This is a genomic window from Pusillimonas sp. NJUB218, assembly GCF_003788685.1.
In the GTDB taxonomy this organism is placed as follows: Bacteria; Pseudomonadota; Gammaproteobacteria; order Burkholderiales; family Burkholderiaceae_B; genus Neopusillimonas.
On record NZ_NQMK01000002.1, the window covers coordinates 431003 to 452340 of the forward strand.

21 protein-coding genes are annotated in these 21338 nt (G+C 57.4%); 20 read left to right on the top strand and 1 reads right to left on the bottom strand.

Annotation, left to right across the window (positions count from 1 at the left end; translation table 11 throughout):
• Positions 1-5 precede the first annotated feature (5 nt).
• From CHR62_RS04580 to trmD, 4 genes are all read left to right on the top strand, one after another.
• Positions 6-257 carry a sulfurtransferase TusA family protein gene (locus tag CHR62_RS04580; protein WP_123660148.1) on the top strand — a complete coding sequence of 84 codons (252 nt, stop codon included), beginning with the start codon at positions 6-8 and terminating at the stop codon, positions 255-257.
• A gap of 181 nt (positions 258-438) precedes the next feature.
• Positions 439-693, top strand: coding sequence for a 30S ribosomal protein S16 (gene rpsP, locus CHR62_RS04585; RefSeq protein WP_093971308.1), 255 nt, complete (start codon positions 439-441; stop codon positions 691-693).
• A gap of 32 nt (positions 694-725) precedes the next feature.
• Positions 726-1361 (top strand): ribosome maturation factor RimM, encoded by a 636-nt coding sequence (gene rimM, locus CHR62_RS04590; protein WP_093971307.1) that lies wholly within the window; start codon positions 726-728, stop codon positions 1359-1361.
• A 9-nt stretch (positions 1362-1370) separates the two neighbouring features.
• Positions 1371-2123: a tRNA (guanosine(37)-N1)-methyltransferase TrmD gene (gene trmD, locus CHR62_RS04595; protein WP_093971306.1), complete on the top strand. Its 753-nt coding sequence runs from the start codon at positions 1371-1373 to the stop codon at positions 2121-2123.
• A gap of 73 nt (positions 2124-2196) precedes the next feature.
• On the opposite strand, the gene CHR62_RS04600 is transcribed toward trmD, so the two are convergent.
• Positions 2197-5046 carry a valine--tRNA ligase gene (locus CHR62_RS04600; protein WP_123660149.1) on the bottom strand — a complete coding sequence of 950 codons (2850 nt, stop codon included), beginning with the start codon at positions 5044-5046 and terminating at the stop codon, positions 2197-2199.
• 193 nt (positions 5047-5239) lie between these two features.
• Between CHR62_RS04600 and ndk the strand changes: the two genes are divergently transcribed.
• From ndk to CHR62_RS04680, 16 genes are all read left to right on the top strand, one after another.
• Positions 5240-5665 carry a nucleoside-diphosphate kinase gene (gene ndk, locus CHR62_RS04605; RefSeq protein ID WP_093971304.1) on the top strand — a complete coding sequence of 142 codons (426 nt, stop codon included), beginning with the start codon at positions 5240-5242 and terminating at the stop codon, positions 5663-5665.
• 27 nt (positions 5666-5692) lie between these two features.
• Positions 5693-6850 (top strand): 23S rRNA (adenine(2503)-C(2))-methyltransferase RlmN, encoded by a 1158-nt coding sequence (rlmN, locus tag CHR62_RS04610; RefSeq protein ID WP_123660150.1) that lies wholly within the window; start codon positions 5693-5695, stop codon positions 6848-6850.
• A complete protein-coding gene (locus CHR62_RS04615) occupies positions 6847-7350 on the top strand; it encodes a RodZ family helix-turn-helix domain-containing protein (RefSeq protein WP_093971302.1) in 504 nt (167 codons plus the stop codon). Before rlmN ends, CHR62_RS04615 begins: the two co-directional genes overlap by 4 nt.
• Positions 7351-7376: 26 nt before the next feature.
• Positions 7377-8669, top strand: coding sequence for a flavodoxin-dependent (E)-4-hydroxy-3-methylbut-2-enyl-diphosphate synthase (ispG, locus tag CHR62_RS04620; RefSeq protein WP_093971301.1), 1293 nt, complete (start codon positions 7377-7379; stop codon positions 8667-8669).
• A gap of 23 nt (positions 8670-8692) precedes the next feature.
• The gene (hisS, locus tag CHR62_RS04625; protein WP_123660151.1) at positions 8693-9982 is read left to right on the top strand and encodes a histidine--tRNA ligase; all 1290 of its coding nucleotides are present in this window, start codon (positions 8693-8695) and stop codon (positions 9980-9982) included.
• Positions 9983-9989: 7 nt separating this feature from the next.
• Positions 9990-10622, top strand: coding sequence for a tetratricopeptide repeat protein (locus CHR62_RS04630; protein WP_093971299.1), 633 nt, complete (start codon positions 9990-9992; stop codon positions 10620-10622).
• A gap of 16 nt (positions 10623-10638) precedes the next feature.
• Positions 10639-11781, top strand: coding sequence for an outer membrane protein assembly factor BamB (bamB, locus tag CHR62_RS04635; protein WP_233574862.1), 1143 nt, complete (start codon positions 10639-10641; stop codon positions 11779-11781).
• Entirely contained in the window at positions 11778-13244 is a 1467-nt protein-coding gene (gene der / locus CHR62_RS04640; RefSeq protein ID WP_123660153.1) for a ribosome biogenesis GTPase Der, read from the top strand. The genes bamB and der overlap by 4 nt, the downstream gene beginning before the upstream one ends.
• Positions 13245-14333 carry a histidinol-phosphate transaminase gene (gene hisC, locus CHR62_RS04645; RefSeq protein ID WP_093971296.1) on the top strand — a complete coding sequence of 363 codons (1089 nt, stop codon included), beginning with the start codon at positions 13245-13247 and terminating at the stop codon, positions 14331-14333. It abuts the gene before it with no gap.
• Between the two features lie 91 nt (positions 14334-14424).
• Complete coding sequence (hfq, locus tag CHR62_RS04650; RefSeq protein WP_093971295.1) at positions 14425-14664, top strand: RNA chaperone Hfq; 240 nt, start codon at positions 14425-14427, stop codon at positions 14662-14664.
• Positions 14665-14739: 75 nt separating this feature from the next.
• Positions 14740-15837: a GTPase HflX gene (hflX, locus tag CHR62_RS04655; protein WP_093971294.1), complete on the top strand. Its 1098-nt coding sequence runs from the start codon at positions 14740-14742 to the stop codon at positions 15835-15837.
• A complete protein-coding gene (gene hflK, locus CHR62_RS04660; protein ID WP_123660154.1) occupies positions 15812-17131 on the top strand; it encodes an FtsH protease activity modulator HflK in 1320 nt (439 codons plus the stop codon). The genes hflX and hflK overlap by 26 nt, the downstream gene beginning before the upstream one ends.
• A 15-nt stretch (positions 17132-17146) precedes the next feature.
• Positions 17147-18037: a protease modulator HflC gene (hflC, locus tag CHR62_RS04665; RefSeq protein ID WP_093971292.1), complete on the top strand. Its 891-nt coding sequence runs from the start codon at positions 17147-17149 to the stop codon at positions 18035-18037.
• 89 nt (positions 18038-18126) lie between these two features.
• On the top strand, positions 18127-19299 hold the full coding sequence (locus tag CHR62_RS04670; RefSeq protein WP_093971291.1) for an ATP phosphoribosyltransferase regulatory subunit: 1173 nt from the start codon (positions 18127-18129) through the stop codon (positions 19297-19299).
• A 64-nt stretch (positions 19300-19363) separates the two neighbouring features.
• Positions 19364-20659 (top strand): adenylosuccinate synthase, encoded by a 1296-nt coding sequence (locus tag CHR62_RS04675; protein WP_093971290.1) that lies wholly within the window; start codon positions 19364-19366, stop codon positions 20657-20659.
• Positions 20660-20752: 93 nt separating this feature from the next.
• Positions 20753-21298, top strand: a complete 546-nt coding sequence (locus CHR62_RS04680; protein ID WP_093971289.1) for a phosphoribosyltransferase — start codon at positions 20753-20755, stop codon at positions 21296-21298.
• The last annotated feature ends 40 nt before the right edge of the window (positions 21299-21338 follow it).

The window sequence follows — 21338 nt, forward strand, 5'->3', positions numbered from 1 at the left end:
ATGTCATGAGCGAAGATACAACTTCTTTACCTGTATTCGATCTGGAAGTCGATGCTTCTGGGTTAAAATGCCCGCTGCCTATTTTGCGGGCCAAGAAAGCGCTGGCGCAACTGCAAAGCGGTCAAACCCTGAAAGTCATTACAACCGACACCAATGCGGTTCGAGATTTCCAGGCGTTTTGCCGGCAAACCGGTAATGCGCTGGTGACGCAGGTTGCCCAGGCTGACGCGACGGTACACTTTTTAACTCGTCGCTAGTTTGGCTGCCGGTAGTTGCCGCACTGCGCCGTTACGCGTCTGCTGGTTTAAGTTTTTTAATTTGTCAGGGCCTTTGTGGCTTTCTGGTGATTTTTTTGGTGGATTCTGGTTTTAGTTTGCTCGGTGCTTGCTAAAAGTGCTAGAATCTTTTGTTTTCCACATCATTTTCAAAGGATTACCTATGGTGGTGATTCGTCTGGCCCGTGGTGGCTCGAAGAAACGTCCGTTTTACAACCTTGTTGCTGCCGATTCGCGTAACCGTCGCGACGGCCGTTTTATCGAACGCGTTGGCTTTTACAACCCGGTTGCTGGCGAAGGCCAGGAAAACCTGCGTATTGCCCTTGATCGCGTCGAGCACTGGACCAGCAATGGCGCCCAGTTGTCGCCCGCAGTGGCTCGCCTGGTCAAAGAATACTCGGCCAAAGTCGCTGCCTGATTTCGGCTTGGCGTCGTAACAGGTTTAGGCTCATGAACGATAGCGCTTCACAAGCCGCACCCGTTTCCGACGCAACGCCCGACGATCTGGTTGAAGTCGGCCGCATTGCGGCAGCTTACGGCGTTAAAGGCTGGGTCAAGGTTCTGCCTTACTCGGCTCACGCCGATGCATTGCTCGCCGCTCGGCAATGGTGGCTCAAAGCGCCCGTTCCTCCTGGGAAAACGGGCGCTTTTTCGCGTCCTCAGTTATCGCGCGTGGTAATGTCGAAGCGTCATGGCGCTACCGTTGTGGCGCATTTGGCTGCCATCCCCGATCGTGATCGCGCCGAGGCCCACAAGGGTTACGCCATATTGGTGCCGCGCTCCAGTTTTCCTAAGGCTGACCCCGACGAGTATTATTGGGTTGACCTGGTCGGTTGTCGCCTTAATGGTGTCGACGACGACGGTAACGTCGTGTTAATTGGTCAGGTCAGCTCGGTTACCGACAACGGTGCACATGCCGTATTGCATGTTGCTCGGGCAACCGACGATGGCAAAGGCGGCCTAGTGCCGGTGCTCAACGACAAAGGGCGTCCTGTCGAAGTTCTCGTGCCGTTTGTGCTCGCACACGTGCACACGGTCGATTTGCCCAATAAACGCCTCGACAGCAACTGGCCGGTCGACCTCTAAGGGGCGGGTATGCGCTTCGACGTTATTTCCTTGTTCCCCGATATGTTTTCGGTGGTGCGCGACCTTGGTGTTACCGGGCGGGCTCACCGTCAATCCCGCTGGGCGCTGGGTTTATGGAATCCGCGCGATTTCACCCACGACGCCCACCGAACAGTTGATGACCGTCCGTATGGCGGCGGGCCGGGTATGGTAATGCTGGCCGAACCCCTGGAACACGCCGTCGATGCGGCCCAAGCCGCTCGCGATGATAGCGCTGCGCCGGTCATCCTCATGAGCCCCACCGGGCGCAGGTTCGATCAGGCCATGGCGCAAACGCTGGCCGACAGTCCGGGTGCCATTTTGGTCTGCGGGCGCTACGAAGGCATCGATCAGCGTTTTATTGATCGCCGCGTCACGCATGAAGTGTCTTTGGGTGATTTCGTCCTGTCTGGCGGTGAAATCGCAGCACTGGCCATCATTGATGCCACTATCCGTCTCTTGCCCGGCGTGCTGAATGCGGCCGATTCTGCCCTGCAAGATTCATTCAATGCTTCGCTTGGCGGCTTGCTCGATAGCCCGCACTACACACGCCCGGAAGTCTATCAAGAGGTCGCGGTGCCCGATGCGTTGTTGTCGGGACATCACGCCCATATTGCGAAATGGCGCCGGCAGCAATCGCTTGCTCTGACGTTTTCCCGTCGTCCCGATCTTATCGAGCAGGCGCGGGCGCGCGGTGATTTGACTCGTGCCGACGAAGCCTTTCTGGCGGGCTTGATTGCTTAGGGTCCGTGTGGGGTAGGGCTGATAGCCCCGGCCGCATTGCGCGGCCGGGAAAACACGGATTTGCCCCGCAGCCTTACTTCAGCTTGTTGAACTGCTCCTGCACCTTGCTCAAGGTTTCAGAGAATTGCGCAACTCGGGCTTTTTCTTGCTCAACGACGGCGGGCGGTGCTTTTTGCACAAACCTGTCGTTGGACAGCTTGGCGTTGGCCTTTTCAATCTCGCCGATCAGGCGTTCGATTTCTTTGCCCAGCCTTGCGCGCTCGGCAACCACGTCAATTTCGACCCGAAGCATGAGCTCGGTGGTTTCAACCACTTGCACCGGAGCGCCGACGTCGGGAAGCTGGTCGACAATGTCAACCTCGCTAAGCTTTGCCATAGCCGCCAAGTAGGCGCTGTTACGCGCCAGTACAGCGGGGTTGCCGCGTGCAACCAGAGGCACCCGCTGTGCGGGTGATAGATTCATCTCGCCCCGTAGCGCCCGAACTGCTTCGACCTGGGCCTTGAGCTCAGCGACCTGGGCTTCGGCCGTATCGTTGATTTTGGCGGGTTCGGCGACAGGGTAGGGGCGTACGCTGATGCTGGTGTCTTCGTTGGCCAGGCGTTTGCCAGCCACGATTGATACCTTTTGCCAAAGTTCTTCGGTGATGAACGGAATAATGGGGTGAGCAAGACGCAGCAGGGTTTCAAGCACGCGAATCAGGGTGCGGCGCGTGCCCAACTGCTGGGCTGGTGTGCCATTTTGAATTTGCACTTTGGCCAGCTCTAGGTACCAGTCGCAGTACTCGTCCCAAATGAAGTGATACAGAGCATTGGCGATAAAGTCGAAACGATAATCGGCGAATCCGCGTTCAACGTCGGCCTCGAGGCGCTGAAGTTGGCTGATGATCCATTTGTCGACAAACGACAGTTCGTCATTACCTTCGCTCGACAGGTCGTGCCCTTCGGTGTTCATCAGCACGAAACGCGTCGCGTTCCAGAGTTTGTTGCAGAAGTTGCGGTAGCCTTCGCAGCGCTTCAGGTCGAAGTTGATGTTTCGACCCAGTGTGGCATAAGCTGCCATCGTGAAGCGCAGGGCATCGGTGCCGTAGGCAGGGAAGCCTTCCGGGTAGTCTTTGCGTGTTTTCTTCTCGATGGATGCGGCCTGGCGCGGATTCATCAGCCCGCTGGTGCGCTTGGTTACCAGAGACTCCAGGTCGATACCGTCGATCAGGTCGACCGGGTCGATGGTATTGCCCTTGGACTTGCTCATTTTTTTACCTTCCATGTCGCAGACGAGGCCGTGGACATAGACGGTTTTGAATGGAACCTGGCCGGTCATGTGCATGCTCATCATGACCATGCGCGCAACCCAGAAGAAAATGATGTCGAAACCGGTCACCAGAACGCTGGACGGCAAGTAGCGGGCCAGATCGGGGGTTTGTTCAGGCCAGCCCAGATCGGTGAACGGGACCAGTGCCGACGAAAACCAGGTATCGAGGACGTCGTTGTCGCGGGTGAGCGGGCCGTTAACGCCGGCTGCTCGGGCTTTCTCAAGCGCTTCGGCTTCGTTGCGCGCCACGAAAATCTGCCCGTCTTCGCTATACCATGCCGGGATCTGGTGCCCCCACCACAATTGTCGGGAAATACACCAATCCTGGATTTTTTCCAGCCACTGGTTATAGGTGGTTGTCCAGTTTTCGGGGCAAAACTTGACGCGGCCGTCGGCCACGACTTCTAAGGCGACCTGAGTGATGCTTTTGCCTGGGTGCAGGCTGTCTTGGGGAGCGGGTTTGCTCATGGCGACAAACCACTGGTCGGTCAGCATGGGCTCGATGACGGTTTGCGTGCGGTCGCCGCGTGGCACCATTAATTTGTGGGGTTTGATGTTTTTAAGCAAGCCCTGGGCGTCGAGGTCGGCCACGATTTGCTTGCGAGCCTCGAAGCGATCCAGCCCCTGGTATGCCGCGGGCGCGTTCTCGTTGATTTTCGCTTCGAGTGTGAGAATACTGATCTGGGGAAGCTGGTGACGTTGGCCGACAGCGTAGTCGTTGAAATCGTGCGCCGGAGTGACCTTGACAACGCCGGTACCGAACTCACGGTCGACGTAGTCGTCGGCAATGACCGGAATCTGACGGCCGCACAGTGGCAACTCGACTGTTTTGCCAATCAGGTGGGCGTAACGTTCGTCTTCGGGGTGCACCATGACGGCAACGTCGCCCAGCATGGTTTCCGGCCGGGTGGTGGCCACGACCAAATGAGTCAGCCCCCCTTGGGGCTCGGTCAGAGGGTAGGCAATTTCCCACATCGAGCCGTCTTCTTCCTCGCTGACCACTTCAAGATCGGAAACCGCTGTGCCCAAGACCGGATCCCAGTTCACCAGACGTTTGCCTCGGTAGATCAGGCCTTGTTCGAACAGGCGGACAAAGGTCTCGACAACGCCGCGTGACAGGTTGTCGTCCATGGTGAAGTATTCGCGGTCCCAGTCGGCCGAGGACCCCAGGCGGCGGAATTGCTCGGTAATGGCGCTGCCCGATTTGTTCTTCCAGGCCCAGACTTTTTCCAGGAACTGTTCGCGCCCAAGGTCGTGACGGCTGATGTTCTGGGCATCGAGCTGGCGCTCGACCACGATTTGCGTGGCGATGCCGGCGTGGTCGGTACCCGGGATGAACACGGTGTCGTCACCGCGCATGCGATGGTATCGCACCAAGCCGTCCATGACGGTTTGGTTGAACGCATGACCCATGTGTAGTGTTCCAGTCACGTTAGGCGGCGGGAATTGAACGACGAACGGTTCGCTGGCACGGCCTGCGGCGGGTTGTACGTGTTGGCCGCCCCTGAAATATCCTTGTTGTTCCCACTTGGCGTACCAGCGCGATTCGAGCGCATCGGGCTCAAAACTTTTAGGCAAGGCGTTGTCGTCGGGTGTTGCGGCGTTAGATGTCATAAATTAGCTTGTTAATGCGTGTAATCGATAAAAATGCCACTGAAATGCGGTCTTTCTGAACGGTTCAGGGCGAAACCCGCCATTTTATGATGCAGAACGGGCAAATAGGCATGTTAAAATGAGCGGTTGACAAAAACTTTAGCAAAGTTATTGTTTTTACTAAGAAAATCTTTTCTTTCAATTTGGATATTTTATGGCAATTGAACGCACCCTTTCCATTATCAAACCCGATGCAGTCGCCAAGAACGTCATTGGCCAGATCGTTGCCCGCTTCGAGCAGGCCGGCCTGAAAGTCGTCGCCGCTCAGCTTAAACAGTTGTCGCGCGCCGAAGCTGAACGCTTTTATGCCGTTCATGCAGCACGTCCGTTTTTCAAAGATCTGGTTGATTTCATGGTTTCCGGTCCTGTGTTCGTTCAGGTTCTCGAAGGCGAAAGCGCCATCCAGAAAAACCGCGACCTGATGGGCGCTACAGATCCTAAAAAAGCTGAAGCCGGTACCATCCGCGCCGACTTCGCCGACAGCATCGACGCCAACGCAGTTCACGGTTCCGACGCTCCCGAAACCGCCGCAGTTGAAATTGCTTTCTTCTTCCCCGAAAGCAACATTCACAGCCGTTAATTTCTCGGGGCGATACCGCCCAAACTCATGACCGATACTACCGAACGAACCAACGTACTTGGCCTGGGCGCCACCGAATTGACCGATCTGGTCGCGCAGTGGGGTGGCAAGCCGTTTCGTGCACGTCAGCTTATGCGCTGGGTGCATCAGCGAAGCGCGGGTTCGTTCGAGGTCATGTCCGATCTGGCCCGCGAGTTTCGCGGTCAGCTCGATCAGCATTGCTGCATTGTTGCGCCGAGCGTACAAACCGAACAGCGCTCGTCCGATGGTACACGCAAGTGGCTGTTCGATGTCGGCAACAACAACGCCGTCGAAACCGTCTTCATTCCTGAAGATGATCGCGGCACCTTATGCATTTCCAGCCAAGCCGGCTGCACGGTTGCGTGCCCGTTTTGCTCTACTGGGTATCAGGGTTTCAACCGGAACCTCACCACCGCCGAAATCATCGGGCAGCTGTGGCATGCGAAGCGCACCCTCGAGGCCGACCTGGGCAGTGCGCGCATCGATGGCCCCGGTTCGGTAGCGCCGCCGCAGCGCGTCATCACCAACGTCGTCATGATGGGCATGGGCGAACCCTTGCTCAATTACGACAACGTGTTGGGGGCCTTGCGCCTCATGCTCGACGACAACGCCTATGGGTTGTCGCGTCGCCGGGTAACGGTCAGCACATCGGGCGTCGTGCCTTTCATCGACCGCCTTGCTCAAGATTGTCCAGTGGCTCTGGCGGTATCGCTGCATGCCCCCAACGATGCCCTGCGCGATCGCCTGGTACCCCTTAATCGCAAACATCCGTTGCGCGAACTGCTCGACGCCTGCAATCGTTATTTGCAGCATGCACCGCGCGATTTCATCACTTTCGAATACATAATGCTTGACGGTGTCAATGACACCGATCAGCACGCCCGCGAGCTCATCGATATCGCGCGGCAGGTACGTTGCAAGTTCAACCTGATTCCGTTTAACCCTTTTCCTCAGTCGGGGTTGAAGCGCTCCCCAGCTGCCCGGGTTCGTATTTTCGCGCAGCGGCTAACCGATGCCGGTGTCGTCACTACAGTGCGTAAAACACGCGGCGACGATATCGCTGCTGCTTGTGGTCAACTGGCCGGCGATGTCAAAGACCGCACGCGCATCAACGAAAGGTTGCCCGATCGTGCCACCATACTCATCAAAGAGGAGCATGCATGAACCAACCCCTGCTCAAAGAAGAGGCGCAGTCCGGTTCCGTCGTCAATCTACGAGACGGTGTCGGCGCAACGCTGAAAACCCTGAGACAGGCGCGGCGCGTCACACTGTCTGAAGCCTCCGCCCGATTGAAGTTTTCTACACGGCAGTTGCAAGCGCTCGAAGCCGAGCAATGGGCCGACCTTCCGGTGGGCTTGCCTTTACGCGGCATGGTTAAAAATTATGCGCGTTTCCTCGAGGCCGATGTCGATGCCATTATGGTGATGCTCGGCAATCAAACCGGCAATGCAGCCGTGCCCAAAGCTGGTATTGCGCCCATCGAGGGCGGGGCCGCCTTTACGCCATCCGATCTTCCTGTTCAGCACGAATCCCGCGGTTTCTCGTGGGTTTGGTTTGTGGTGATTTTGCTGGTGTTGGCGGCTGCCGGTTTTTATGCTGTCGACCGTGGCTGGGTGCCTGAAGCCTGGCTGACCCTCGAATGGTTCCGGTCGGCTCAGTCCTGACTTTATATTAGTCTGTTACAGCAGCAATGACGCATATTGACTCCCCGGCCGGTCAAGACCGGCCAAATGTTTCCGTGGGCCCCGCGTCCCGTCGCGACACCCGTCAGGTCGTTCTTTCCTGGAACGATCACACGGTGCGTGTCGGTGGCGGTGCGCCGGTTGTCGTGCAGTCCATGACCAATACCGATACGGCCGACCCCATCGCAACCGCCATTCAGGTCAAAGATCTGGCTATGGCCGGCTCCGAGGTCGTGCGTATTACCGTCAACACGCCCGAAGCCGCAGCGCAAGTGCCCGCCATTCGTGAGCAGCTTGACCGCATGGGCGTTAACGTCCCCCTGGTGGGCGACTTTCATTACAACGGCCACAAGCTGCTTACCCAGTTTCCTGATTGTGCCCAGGCATTGTCTAAGTATCGTATCAACCCGGGCAATATGGGCGCGGGTAACAAACGCGACGACAACTTTGCTCAAATGATTGAAGTGGCCTGTCGTTACAACAAGCCGGTGCGCATTGGCGTTAATTGGGGCAGTCTCGACAGTAGCCTCATGGCCAAAATGATGGATGAAAATAGTCGCCGGGCGCAGCCATGGGCCGCACAGGCAGTCATGCGCGAAGCGCTTGTTGTATCGGCCATCAGCAACGCACAGCGTGCCGAGGCCCTCGGGTTGCCAGGCAATGCCATCGTGTTGTCGTGCAAGGTCAGCCATGTGCAAGACCTTATCGCGGTTTACCAAGACCTGGCTTCGCGTTGCGACTATCCCTTGCATTTGGGCCTGACCGAAGCCGGCATGGGCAGCAAGGGCATCGTTGCCTCGACGGCTGCGCTCGCGGTTTTGCTGCAACAGGGTATTGGCGATACTATTCGCATCTCGCTCACGCCCGAGCCGGGCGGAGACCGCACGCGCGAAGTCGTTGTGGCGCAAGAAATTTTGCAAACTATGGGGTTGCGTGCGTTTACACCCATGGTGGTTGCGTGTCCGGGTTGCGGGCGTACCAGCAGCACGGTGTTTCAAGAACTGGCCGATAGCATTCAAACCTATTTGCGTCAGCAAATGCCGGTCTGGAAAACGCGTTATCCGGGCGTCGAAACGATGAATGTTGCTGTAATGGGGTGCGTGGTGAATGGCCCAGGCGAAAGCCAGCACGCCGACATCGGCATCAGCCTGCCGGGTACGGGCGAGGTGCCCTCGGCGCCAGTCTACGTCGACGGCCGCCGCACGGTTACGCTTAAAGGTGATAGCATCGCCAGCGAGTTCCAGGCCATTGTCGAGCGTTACGTCGAAGAAAAATATGGGGTTGGTGGTCACTCCCGCTAACCGGTTACGCAAAAAGAGCATTTATGTCGCAGTCGTTTAAAAAAGTGCATGCCATTACCGGCATGAAAGATGTCTTGCCAGAATCCAGCGCGCACTGGGAGCAACTCGAAGAAATAGTCCGGCAGTGGCTGGCCGCCTACGGGTACCGCAACATGCGCGCGCCTGTGCTCGAGCACACACGTCTGTTTACGCGAGGTATTGGCGAAGTTACCGACATCGTCGAAAAAGAAATGTATTCGTTCACCGATGCGTTGAACGATGAACACCTTACCCTGCGCCCCGAGTTCACTGCGGGCATTGTGCGCGCCACCATCGAACACAATTTGTTGTACGACCGTCCGCAACGTGTGTATTCGTTGGGTCCGGTATTTCGTCACGAAAAGCCTCAGCGCGGCCGGTATCGCCAGTTTCATCAAATCGACGTTGAGGCGCTTGGGTTCGCCGGCCCCGATGTCGATGCCGAGCTGATCGTGATGCTGTCTCGTCTCTGGAAGACGTTGGGGCTTCAGCATGTGCGCCTCGAGCTGAATTCGTTGGGTCAGCCCCACGAAAGGGCCGCACACCGCGAGGCGCTGGTGCGGCATCTCGAAGCCCACATCGACGTACTCGACGAAGAGGCCCGACGTCGCATGCACACCAATCCGCTGCGTGTGCTCGACACCAAAAACCCTGCCATGCAAGACATGGCTAATGCGGCCCCAAGTCTTTTCGACTTCCTGGGCGATGAGTCACGCGCGCACTTCGACGGCGTGTGCGCCCGGTTGGCCGACGCCGGAATTTCGTACACCCTTAACCCTCGTCTGGTGCGTGGTCTCGATTACTACAACGGTACGGTTTTCGAATGGATTACCGACCAGTTGGGCGCGCAGGGCACGGTCTGCGGCGGTGGGCGCTACGACGGCCTCATCGAGCTTCTGGGTGGCAAAAGCGCCCCGGCGGTTGGTTTTGCCATCGGTATGGAGCGTTTGCTCGATCTCTGGAGCCAGTCTCAGGCACCGCTGGCCGTACCCGAGTGTCAGGTTTACATGATTCATCAGTCCGATGCGGCGCAACGCGCTGCGGCCACACTGGCCGAAGCATTGCGCGATGCCGGCGTGCGTGTCATTGTTCATGCCGGATCGTCTGGTTTCAAGTCGCAGTTCAAGCGTGCCGATGCCAGTGGCGCACAGGCGGCAGTCATTATTGGCGAGGATGAGTTGCGCGAAAACACGGTCAGCATAAAATGGCTGCGCGCCGATGCCATCTCCGATGGCCAGCAACAAGAGACGGTTCCAATGACCCGTCTGGTAGAAGTCCTGAAACAAAAGGTATAAAAACAGCATGGCATACGATCTCGAAGAACAGGAAAAACTGGACGCAATCCGGCAGTGGTGGGACCGTTACGGCACGTTGATCGTGACAGTAGTTGCGGTTGTTGCGCTGGCCTTCGCCGGTTGGCGCGGCTGGCAGTGGTACGAAGGTAATCAGGCCCGCCAGGCCATGGGTTACTTCGAAGCCCTCGAATCTGCGGCCACCAAACCGGGTGACGACTCCCTCGAGCGGGTCAAGGCGGCGAGCCAGACTCTGCGTGCCGACTTCCCGGCGTCGGGTTACACCACGCGCGGCGCCTTAGTGGCTGCTCAGGTGTTGGCACAGCAGCAAGATTACGCGGGTGCCAAAGAGCAATTGCAGTGGGTTATCGACAACAGTAAAGATCCCGCACTGGTGCCTTTGGCTCAGTTGCGTCTGGCTGGTGTTTTGCTCGAACAGAAAGAGTACGACGCCGCGTTGGCGCTGGTCGCCAACGGGCCTGAAGCCTTCGAGGCCTTGTTCTCCGACCGTCAGGGCGATGTTCTGGCCGCGCAAGGTAAAAAAGAAGATGCCAAGTCTGCCTGGCTGAATGCTATCGAAGCCTTGGGCGCTGATCCCATGACCCAAATTATCCAACTCAAAATTGACGCCCTCGGAGTCTGACCTTATGCATGCTGTTATGTCTCGTCGTCTGAAGTGTGCCGTTGCGGCGCTCAGCCTTTCTGTGTTGGCAGGCTGCTCCTGGTTTACGCCCAAAGACCCACGCTTCGAGCCGGCCCCGCTTACCGAATATCCGGCAGGCGTTTCGGCCAGCATGGCTTGGTCGGTCAATATCGGTAGCGGCGGCGGTTCTGGTTTCGTACCCGTTGTTGTGGGGGACAGCGTTTACGCGGCGACCCCCAATGGTAATGTCGTCAAGGCCAGCTTGTCGGGCGGCGGCATGCAATGGCGGGCCGACGCAGGCGTCGACTTGTCTGCAGGGGTAGGTTCCGATGGCATCACAACTGCAGTTGCAGGCCCTGATGGTACGGTAGTGGCATTCGACGACCAGGGCCAGGAAAAATGGCGCGCCCAGGCCTCCAGCGAAGTTTTTGTGCCGCCCGTCGTGGGCGCAGGCGTTGTCGTGGTGCGTAGCAGCGACTACCGCATCCAGGCATTCGACGCCGCCACGGGCGACCGACTGTGGTCTGTGCAGCGCCCGGGTCCGGCGCTGGCGCTAAAAACCAATATGCAAATGCTGATCATCGAAGGGGTGGTCATTTCGGGTTTGCCCAATGGTCGTCTTATTGTCATTTCTGCCCAAGACGGCGCGGTGCAATGGGAAGGTACGGTGTCGACACCGCGCGGCGCTACCGACTTGGAACGCATCAATGACGTTGTAGGTGCGCCGCAAACTCAGGGGTCGCTGCTGTGCGGCGCCTCTTATCAAGGGCGTATCGTGTGTTTCGATATCGCTCAGGGTGGGATCCCGATTTGGGAACAGGCGTTCTCCACGACCACGGGCATTGCTTCCGACAGTCGTCAGGTGTACGGTGCAGCCGGGCGTGATGCGGTTTACGCCTTCAGTCTGACCGACGGTGGCGAGCAATGGCGTCAAGATGCCTTGCGCAACCGCCGCTTGTCCGGTCCGGCTGTGATAGGTTCGGCGGTTGCCTTTGGTGATTACGATGGATACGTCCACTTTCTCTCGTCTTCCGACGGCCGTTTGCTTGGCCGTCTGCAGGTTGGCGGTGGGGCAGTGGTCTCACCGTTGGTCTCCACGCCGCGTGGCGTGCTGGTCCAGACGGGTAATGGCAGTTTAGTTTTGGTTGGTGTCAATTGAAAAAGGTTTTATTCAAGCCTGTAGTGGCTTTGGTCGGTCGGGCCAACGTGGGTAAATCCACGTTGTTCAACCGTCTTACCCGTTCGCGCGCTGCTCTGGTGGCCGATTTTTCCGGGTTGACGCGCGACCGCCATTACGGCGAAGGTCGGGTCGGAAAGTATCCTTTCCTGGCTGTCGATACCGGTGGTTTCGAGCCTGTCGCCAAAAGCGGCATTGTGGCCGAAATGGCGCGCCAAACCCAGCAAGCCATTGCCGAAGCCGACGTTGTCATTTTTCTGGTCGATGCTCGTGCAGGTGTTAATGCCCACGACCACGAAATTGCGCGCTTGTTGCGTCGCTCGGGGCAACGGGTGTTTCTGGCAGTGAACAAGGCCGAAGGCATGCGCAATGCTGGCGCCATCGCCGAATTCCACGAACTGGGCTTGGGTGAACCTTACCCCATCTCAGCTTCTCACGGCGACGGCGTCGTCGACCTCATCGAGCACGCTTTGTCGTTTCTCGACGAAGGGGCTGGCGACGACCACGCCGATATCGCAGCCGAAGAAGATACCTACGACGATGTATTGGATATCGACGCTGAAGGCGGTTTGCCTGATTTGGATGCCGAAGCAGACGAATCAGCTGATGATCAACGTGACGACGAGCATGCGCGCCATCGTATAAAGCTGGCGATCGTGGGGCGGCCCAACGTCGGCAAGTCGACGCTTATCAACACCTTGCTGGGCGAAGAGCGCGTCATTGCATTCGACATGCCGGGCACGACCCGCGACGCCATCGAGATCGACTTCGAACACGAAGGTAAGTCGTTTACCCTGATCGATACGGCAGGCTTGCGTCGTCGCGGCAAGGTCTTCGAGGCCATTGAAAAGTTTTCGGTCATTAAAACCTTGCAGGCCATCGAGGCTTGCAACGTGGTTGTGCTCATGCTCGATGCCCACGCCGAAATCTCCGATCAAGACGCTCACATTGCCGGGTTTATTGTCGAAACCGGGCGCGCCCTGGTCGTGGCGATAAATAAGTGGGACGGCCTCAACGCTGAAGAGCGAGACCGTATCAAGCACGAGTTCGAACGCAAACTGCGATTTTTATCGTTTGCGCGCATGCACACCATCTCGGCACTTAAAGACAAGGGTATTCAGCCTTTGCTCAAGTCGATCAGGTCGGCACATGCGGCTGCGTTTTCGAAGTTGTCAACGCCCAAGCTCACGCGGGTTTTGCTGGCGGCTGTCGAGCAGCAGCCGCCACCTCGAAAAGGTATTTTCCGCCCCAAAATGCGCTACGCACACCAGGGCGGGCAGAACCCGCCGCTCATCGTTATTCACGGTAACGCGCTCGATGCCATCCCCGATGCTTATCGTCGCTACCTTGAGGCCCGGTTCAGGGCGGCGTTCAAGCTCGAGGGCACACCGTTGCGTATCGAATTCAAGTCATCAAATAATCCGTATATTCAGAAGGGGGCCTGATTGAGCCGTTTCTGGAGTGATCACGTTGCTGGGCTTTCGCCTTACGTGCCTGGCGAGCAGCCGAAAATTCTCGACCTGCTCAAGCTCAATACCAACGAGCATCCGTGGGGGCCATCGCCGTTGGCCATCAAGGCCATGCAGGAAGCGGCAAACGAGCGGCTGCGGTTGTACCCCGATCCGCAATCCACCGCGCTGTGTCAAGCAATTGCCGAGCATCACGGCGTGTCGCCCGCTCAGGTTTTTGTCGGTAACGGTTCCGACGAAGTGCTGGCCCATGTGTTCAACGGCTTGTTCCGGCACGCCGGGCGGCCTTTGCTCATGCCCGACATCAGCTATAGCTTTTATAAAACGTATTGCCGTTTGTTCGACGTTCCCGCCGAGCTTCAACCGCTGGCTGACGACTTTTCAATCAATGTCGACGATTACACGCAGACGCGTGCGGTAACTCCGGCGGGCATTATTTTTGCCAACCCTAATGCGCCGACCAGCATGGCGCTTGGGCTTGACGATATCCGTCGCATCGCGCGGGCCAATCCCGACGTCGCCGTTATCGTCGACGAGGCTTATGTCGACTTCGGTGCCGAGTCCGCTGTTGCCCTGTTGTCAGAATTTGACAACATTGCGGTGGTGCATACGCTTTCAAAATCGCGCTCTTTGGCAGGCTTGCGCGTGGGTTATGCCGTGGGTAGTCCGGCTATTATCGAAGCGCTGGTGCGGGTAAAAGACAGCTTTAACTCATACCCACTCGACAGCATTGCGCAGGCGGGCGCCATCGCGTCCATTCAAGACCGCGATTACTTCAGGCGTGCATGTCAGGCTATTATCGATGCGCGCGACGCGCTGACGGCTGACCTGGTTGCATTGGGTTTTCAGGTATTGCCCAGCGCCGCCAATTTTGTATTCGCGCGTCATCCAAAGCACGATGCTGCCGGACTGGCGCGAGGGCTGCGCGAGAATCGTATTCTGGTGCGTCATTTTGCTCAGCCTCGCATCGATCAGTTCTTGCGTATTACGGTGGGTACGCCCGACGAATGCCAACGCTTGTGTCAGGTGTTAGCCGTTTTGCTGGGCGACCAAAAATTACAGTAATTTGTCAGGCAATCGTGGCGAATTACGGGGAAACCCTGTACAGTAGACGTTTGCGGTATTTATCCATAACAACACAATTGGAGTTAAGCCAATGAGCAACAAAGGGCAAACATTACAAGACCCGTTCCTGAACGCACTGCGCAAAGAGCACGTGCCGGTATCCATTTATCTGGTTAACGGTATCAAGCTGCAGGGCCAAATCGAATCTTTCGACCAGTACGTCGTTTTGCTGCGTAATACCGTTACCCAAATGGTGTACAAGCATGCTATTTCTACGGTCGTGCCTGCTCGTCCGGTCAATCTCCAGCTCGATGACGCTGCCGCTGAATAACGCTGCAGTCGCCCCTCTCTACGAACAGCCCGCCATGCGCGTCGCGCAGGCGGGCGTTTCGTTTTTGTGCACTACATGAAAGCTTTAGTTATTAGCGTCGATCTGGGCAATCCCGATTTCCCTGCCCATACCGAAGAGTTCATCATGCTGGCCGAAGGTGCTGGCGCCGACATTGTCGGTCATTTGGTAGCCCGAAGACAGCGGCCCGACGCCGCCTATTTCATCGGTACAGGCAAGCTCGAAGAAGCCAAGTTAATGGCCGACGAGAACGAGGCCGACATCATCTTGTTCGACCAGCCGCTTTCGCCGGCCCAGCAACGCAACCTCGAACGTGGCCTGAACCGGCGGGTGGTCGATCGCGTGGCGCTTATCCTGGATATTTTTGCGTTACGCGCCAAAAGTCATGAGGGTAAGCTTCAGGTCGAGCTGGCGCAATTGCAGCACTTGTCGACACGTTTGACGCGTTTGTGGACTCACCTTGAACGTCAGCGTGGCGGTATCGGTATGCGTGGGCCAGGCGAGTCCCAGCTCGAAATGGACCGCCGCATGATTGGCGCCAAAGTCAAGCTGTTGCGCGAACGGCTAGACCGTGCCCAGCGTCAGCGCAGTACACAACGGCGTTCTCGCATGCGCGGTGGCATCATGTCGATTTCGTTGGTAGGGTATACCAACGCGGGCAAGTCAACCCTGTTCAATGCCTTGACCCGGGCGGGCGCCTATGCGGCCGATCAATTGTTTGCCACGCTTGATACCACCACGCGCAAGCTCTGGATAGAAGGCACGGGGCAAGTGGTGGTGTCTGACACCGTGGGGTTCATTCGCGATTTGCCGCCTACGCTTATCGCGGCGTTCAGGGCGACGCTTGAAGAAACCGTGCAGGCCGACTTATTGCTGCACGTGGTCGATGCCTCAAGTCATCAGCGTGACGAGCAAATCGCCGAGGTGCACAAAGTGCTCGCAGATATCGGGGCTGGTGATATCCCGCGAATTATGGTGTACAACAAAATAGATGCCGCAGGCTACGAGCCGCGGGTAGAGCGCGACGAACATGGTACCATTGTGCGCGTATTTGTTAGTGCCCTGACGCGGGCGGGCCTTGACGGCCTTCGTCAGGCCATCGTCGAATCAGGTCAAGTCGCAGGAAATAATGCGTTTAATGTCGAAAATATTTAACTTGAATGATCCCGGCTGGGGTCGCGGAAAAGGCGGCAACGAGCCGCCCCGTAAACCCGATAACAACCAGGGCAATAACGGCGGTCCGCCCGACCTCGACGAGGTCTGGCGCGATTTCAACAACCGCGTCGGTTCATTGTTCGGGCGTAAAGGCCGTCGTGGCGGCGGCGGTGGTTACCAAGGTGGCGGCGGTAACCCCGTACAGTTGCCCAAGGGTTCCCCCAAGCTGGTAGTTGGTGGGCTGGTCGTCTTGGTGGGCTTGTGGCTGGCCAGCGGCTTCGTGGTTGTCCAAGAAGGGCAGGTCGCGGTGGTCACCAAATTCGGTAAGTATGTCAAAACCCTGAATCCGGGTTTGCAATGGCATTTGCCATACCCCATCGAAGAGCATCAAACCGTCAATATTTCGCAACTGCGTACGTTTGAAGTCGGTTTCCGTGGGTCAGCGCGCAACAAGGTCTTGCCCGAATCGCTCATGCTGACCACCGACGAGAACATCGTCGATGTGCAATACGTGGTGCAGTATCGCCTGATGCCCAACGGCGCGCCCGATTATCTGTTCAAAACCGTCGACCCAGACGAATCCGTCCGCCAGGCAGCCGAAACCGCCATGCGCGATGTGGTCGGCCGTCAGCCCATGGACTCCGTGTTGTATTCGGCCCGTACGCAAATTGCCGCCGATGTGCAGCGCCTTGCCCAGGAAATCCTTGATCGTTACCAGACCGGCATTCAGGTCAGCACGGTAGCTATCCAGAACGTACAGCCGCCCGAGCAGGTTCAGGCCGCGTTTGATGATGCCGTCAAGGCAGGTCAAGACCGCGAACGCCAGATCAACGAAGGTAATGCCTACGCCAGTCGCGTCATCCCTGAAGCGCAGGGCCAGGCCGCCCGACTCGTTCAAGAGGCCGAAGGTTATCGCGTTTCTGTGGTTAGTCGTGCTGAAGGTGACGGGGCGCGTTTCAGCAGCATCGAAGCCGAGTACGCCAAGGCACCCGAGGTCACCCGCGAGCGTATGTATCTCTCGACGATGCAGTCCATCCTCGAGAAATCGTCCAAGGTGTTCATTGACAGCGAATCGAGCAATAACATGCTGTATTTGCCACTCGATAAAATCATGCAGCAAGCCGCGCGCAACCCCGATGCCGCGACCCAGTCTGCCACTGCTTCCTCTGCGTCCACGCCGGCCGCAGCCGACAAGTCTGCCACCAATGCTCCGGGTGCCGCCCGGTCGGGCAGTAGCAATCCGTATAGCGGCGGGTCGTCAAACTCGCTCATGACGAGCCCTTATTCGCGCTAACGGAGGCCTCACACTATGCAACGTTTCTTTCCCTATCTAGTTGGTCTGGTCATTTTGCTGGCCGTCGCCTCTTCTTGTGTGTTTGTTGTGCGCGAGCGTGATGCTGCCTTGGTTTTTGCCTTGGGTGAAGTGCGCGAAACCATCACCGAACCCGGGCTTTACTTCAAGCTGCCGCCTCCCTTCGAGAATATCGTCACCCTCGATCGTCGTCTGCAGACCATCGAGTCGCGCGACCCCGAGCGTATACAAACCGCCGAGAAGAAAAACCTTCTGATCGACTCCTACGTTAAATGGCGCATTGTCGACCCGCGCCTGTACTACGTGACTTTCGGTTTGAATCGGCGTGCCGCCGAAGAGCGCCTCAGTGCGCAAATTCGCGATGCGCTTAATGCCGCCGTCAACGTGCGTACCGTGAAGCAGGTTGTCTCCAGCGAGCGCGGCGACATCATGCGCGAAGTGTTGGCTAACGTCGATCGTCGGGCCAAACCTTTGGGTGTCGAGGTCGTAGACGTTCGTCTTATTCGCATCGACTTTGCTCCCGAAATTTCCGAGTCGGTCTATCGCCGCATGGAAGCCGAGCGCAAGGAAGAGGCCAACCGTTTACGGGCTACCGGTGCAGCCGACGGCGAACGCATTCGTGCTCAGGCCGACCGCGAACGTCAAGAAATCCTCTCTAAAGCATATGCCGACGCGCAAGAAATCAAAGGTCAGGGCGATGCCCAGGCTGCCGATATCTACGCACGTGCTTATGGCCGGAATCCCGATTTCTACAGCTTCTACAAAAGCCTAGAAAGCTATCAGTCGGCTTTCTCGGGTTCAGACGACACGCTGGTGTTAAGTCCAAAGTCAGACTTCTTCAAGTTCTGGTCTGATGCTTCGGGCAAAACGCGCTACAATACGCCGTAAGTTGAAATACTTCCGCAAGCGACTTGGCGGGCTTACGCCCCAAGTCGCTTTTTGTTTGGTTGCTTCTCAAGCGTTTTCAGGTTTCTTGAATGTCCAAGTGGTTATTGCCAGAGCATCTGGCCGATATCCTGCCCGCAGAAGCGCGTCGCATCGAAGAACTCCGGCGCGACCTGCTTGATCTGTACCGCACCCACGGGTTCGAACTCGTGGCGCCGCCGTTGGTCGAGTACCTCGACTCTTTGTTGTCGGGTACCGGCAGCGATCTCAACTTGCGTACCTGCAAGCTTGTCGATCAGCTCTCGGGCCGCACGCTAGGCGTTCGAGCCGACATCACGCCTCAGGTGTCTCGTATCGATGCCCACCTGCTTAATCGCCCTGGGGTGACGCGGTTGTGTTATTGCGGCACCGTGTTGCACGCACGTCCGGCCGACTTACTCTCTGATCGCGAGCTGTTGCAAATCGGTGCCGAAGTCTTTGGTCACGACGGCGTCGAAGCCGACATTCAAATCATTCAGCTGGCCCTCGAAAGCGTACAGCGCGCCGGGGTCCGAAATGCCCGTATCGACCTGAATCATCCGGGTGTGTTCCGTGCGCTGGTCAATGCCGACCCGGCCCTGGCCGAAGTTGATGCCGAGCTCTCCGAGATGCTGGCCTCAAAAGATGTGTCGGGAATCAGTCGCCTGTGTGCCACACTCAGTGACGTACGTCCCGATACTGTCCAGGCGCTGGTGGCCCTGCCGCGACTTTATGGCGGTGTCGCCATGCTCGATCAGGCTTTACAGGTTTTGCCGCGCTTGCCGGCCGTACTAAAAGCGGTCAACGACCTCAAAGCGTTGGTTGCCGCCTTGCCCGACTACGAATTCAGCATCGATCTGGCTGACGCGGGTGCAGGTTACGCTTACCACTCTGGCGTCGTGTTTTCTATCTACGCGCAAGGCTGGCACGACGCCCTGGTGCGTGGTGGGCGCTACGATGGTGTGGGCAAAGTTTTTGGCCGGTCACGTCCGGCGACAGGGTTCAGCCTCGACTTGCGCAAGCTGTCGGCAGGTTTGGGTGCGCCGCCGCTGGCGCGCGCCATTCAGGCACCCTGGGGTACTCAATCGGCCTTGGTGCAAGCGATTCGCAGTCTGCGTGAAGCGGGCGAAATTGTGGTTCAGGTATTACCAGGGCAACCCCATTCCCTTGACGAGTTCCAGGTCGATCGCGAGCTGGTGCAGGAAGATGGGCAATGGGTCATACGGGCGATTCCGGGCGCGCAATAGTGCGTCGGGTCGCAGGGTTCAATCAATTAGTTGTTGTAAAGACTAGCTTTTTCTATATCGCAACATGAGCAAGAATATCGTGGTTATCGGCACCCAGTGGGGTGACGAAGGCAAGGGCAAAATCGTCGACTGGCTGGCAGAGTCGGCCCAGGGCGTCGTTCGTTTCCAGGGTGGCCATAATGCAGGCCATACCCTCTGGATTAATGGCACCAAGACTATTTTGCGTCTCATTCCATCGGGCATCATGCACCCGGGCGTCACTTGCTATATCGGTAACGGGGTGGTGCTTTCTCCCGAAGCCTTGCTGAAAGAAATCGTCGAACTCGAACAAGCCGGTCTCGACGTCCGTTCGCGCCTGCAGATTTCGCCGGCATGTCCGCTTATCTTGCCGTACCACATTGCGGTCGATCAAGCGCGCGAACGTCGCAAGGGTGATGGCAAAATCGGCACCACCGGTCGTGGTATTGGTCCGGCCTACGAAGACAAGGTCGCCCGTCGCGCCATTCGTGTCCAAGATCTGTACAACCCCGCTGTGTTCGACGAAAAGCTCGCCGAGGCGCTCGACTACCACAATTTTGTGCTTACCCAGTATCTGGGCGCTGAAGCGGTCTCCGCCGACGAGGTGCGCGAACAAGCCATGTCTTTGGCCGGCCAGATCGAACCCATGGTTGCCGACGTATCCAACAATTTGCATTTGGCGCAAAAGGCTGGTCAAAGTCTTTTGTTTGAAGGCGCACAAGGCGCATTGCTTGATATCGACCACGGCACGTATCCGTTCGTCACCAGCAGCAATTGCGTTTCAGGTGCAGCTGCGGCAGGTGCGGGCGTTGGCCCGCAAGCCTTGCAGTATGTTTTGGGTATTGCCAAAGCCTACACCACACGTGTGGGTTCTGGCCCGTTCCCGACCGAGCTTCATGACGAAACCGGTGCGCATCTGGCCAAAGTAGGTAAAGAGTTCGGTTCGGTCACTGGCCGTCCGCGTCGTTGCGGCTGGTTCGACGGTGCGGCAATGAAGCGCTCGGTCATGATTAACGGCATTTCGGGTCTGTGTATTACCAAGCTCGACGTGCTCGATGGCATCGAGACCATTCGTATTGGCGTAGGGTATCGTTATAAGGGTCAATTCCTCGATGCGCTGCCCTACGGTGCACACGCTGCAGCCGAAGCCGAGCCCGTCCTCGAGGAAATGCCCGGCTGGACGGAGTCCACAGTGGGCATCACCGAATACGACAAGCTGCCTGTCAATGCCCGCCGTTACCTCGAGCGCATCGCTCAGGTTTGTGACGTCGGTATCGACATGGTGTCAACGGGCCCCGATCGCCTCGAAACTATCGTTTTGCGCCATCCCTTCAAAGGTTAACGCCAAACCTCTTCAACCTTTTACCATCGCGCCGCAGCTTTCCGTTGCGGCGCGATCGGTTTATTATTACGTTCTTTGTTCCAAGGACTCTTCATGAACTTGCCCCCAAGCACCGACCGCGACCTCTGGATCTCCTGGGATCAGTATCATTCGCTTATCGAGCGTCTTGCCCTGAGCATCCACGAGTCTGGCTGGGAATTCGAGAAAATCATCTGTCTGGCTCGTGGGGGCATGCGGGTGGGCGACGTTCTGTCGCGTATTTTCGATGTGCCCTTGGGTATTCTGGCCACCAGCAGTTATCGCGAAGCCGCAGGCACCCAGCAGGGGTCGCTCGATATTGCCCAGTTCATCACCATTACGCGCGGCACCCTCGATGGTAAGGTGTTGCTGGTAGACGACATGGTCGATACCGGCATGACTTTTATTCGTGTGGGCGAGCATCTTCGTCAGCAGTTTCCTGCCATTACCGAATTGCGTAGCGCCGTGTTGTGGTGGAAGGGCCACGCCCAGGCAACCCCCGACTACTTCGTCGAAAAATTGCCTACCAACCCCTGGATTCACCAACCTTTCGAAGACTACGACAGCCTGCGTCCCCACCAACTCGAGGCCTGGGTACGAAAGGGTGTCAGAAATATCTGATTCATGCTAGAATCTTAGGCTAACCATACGGCTTTAATTA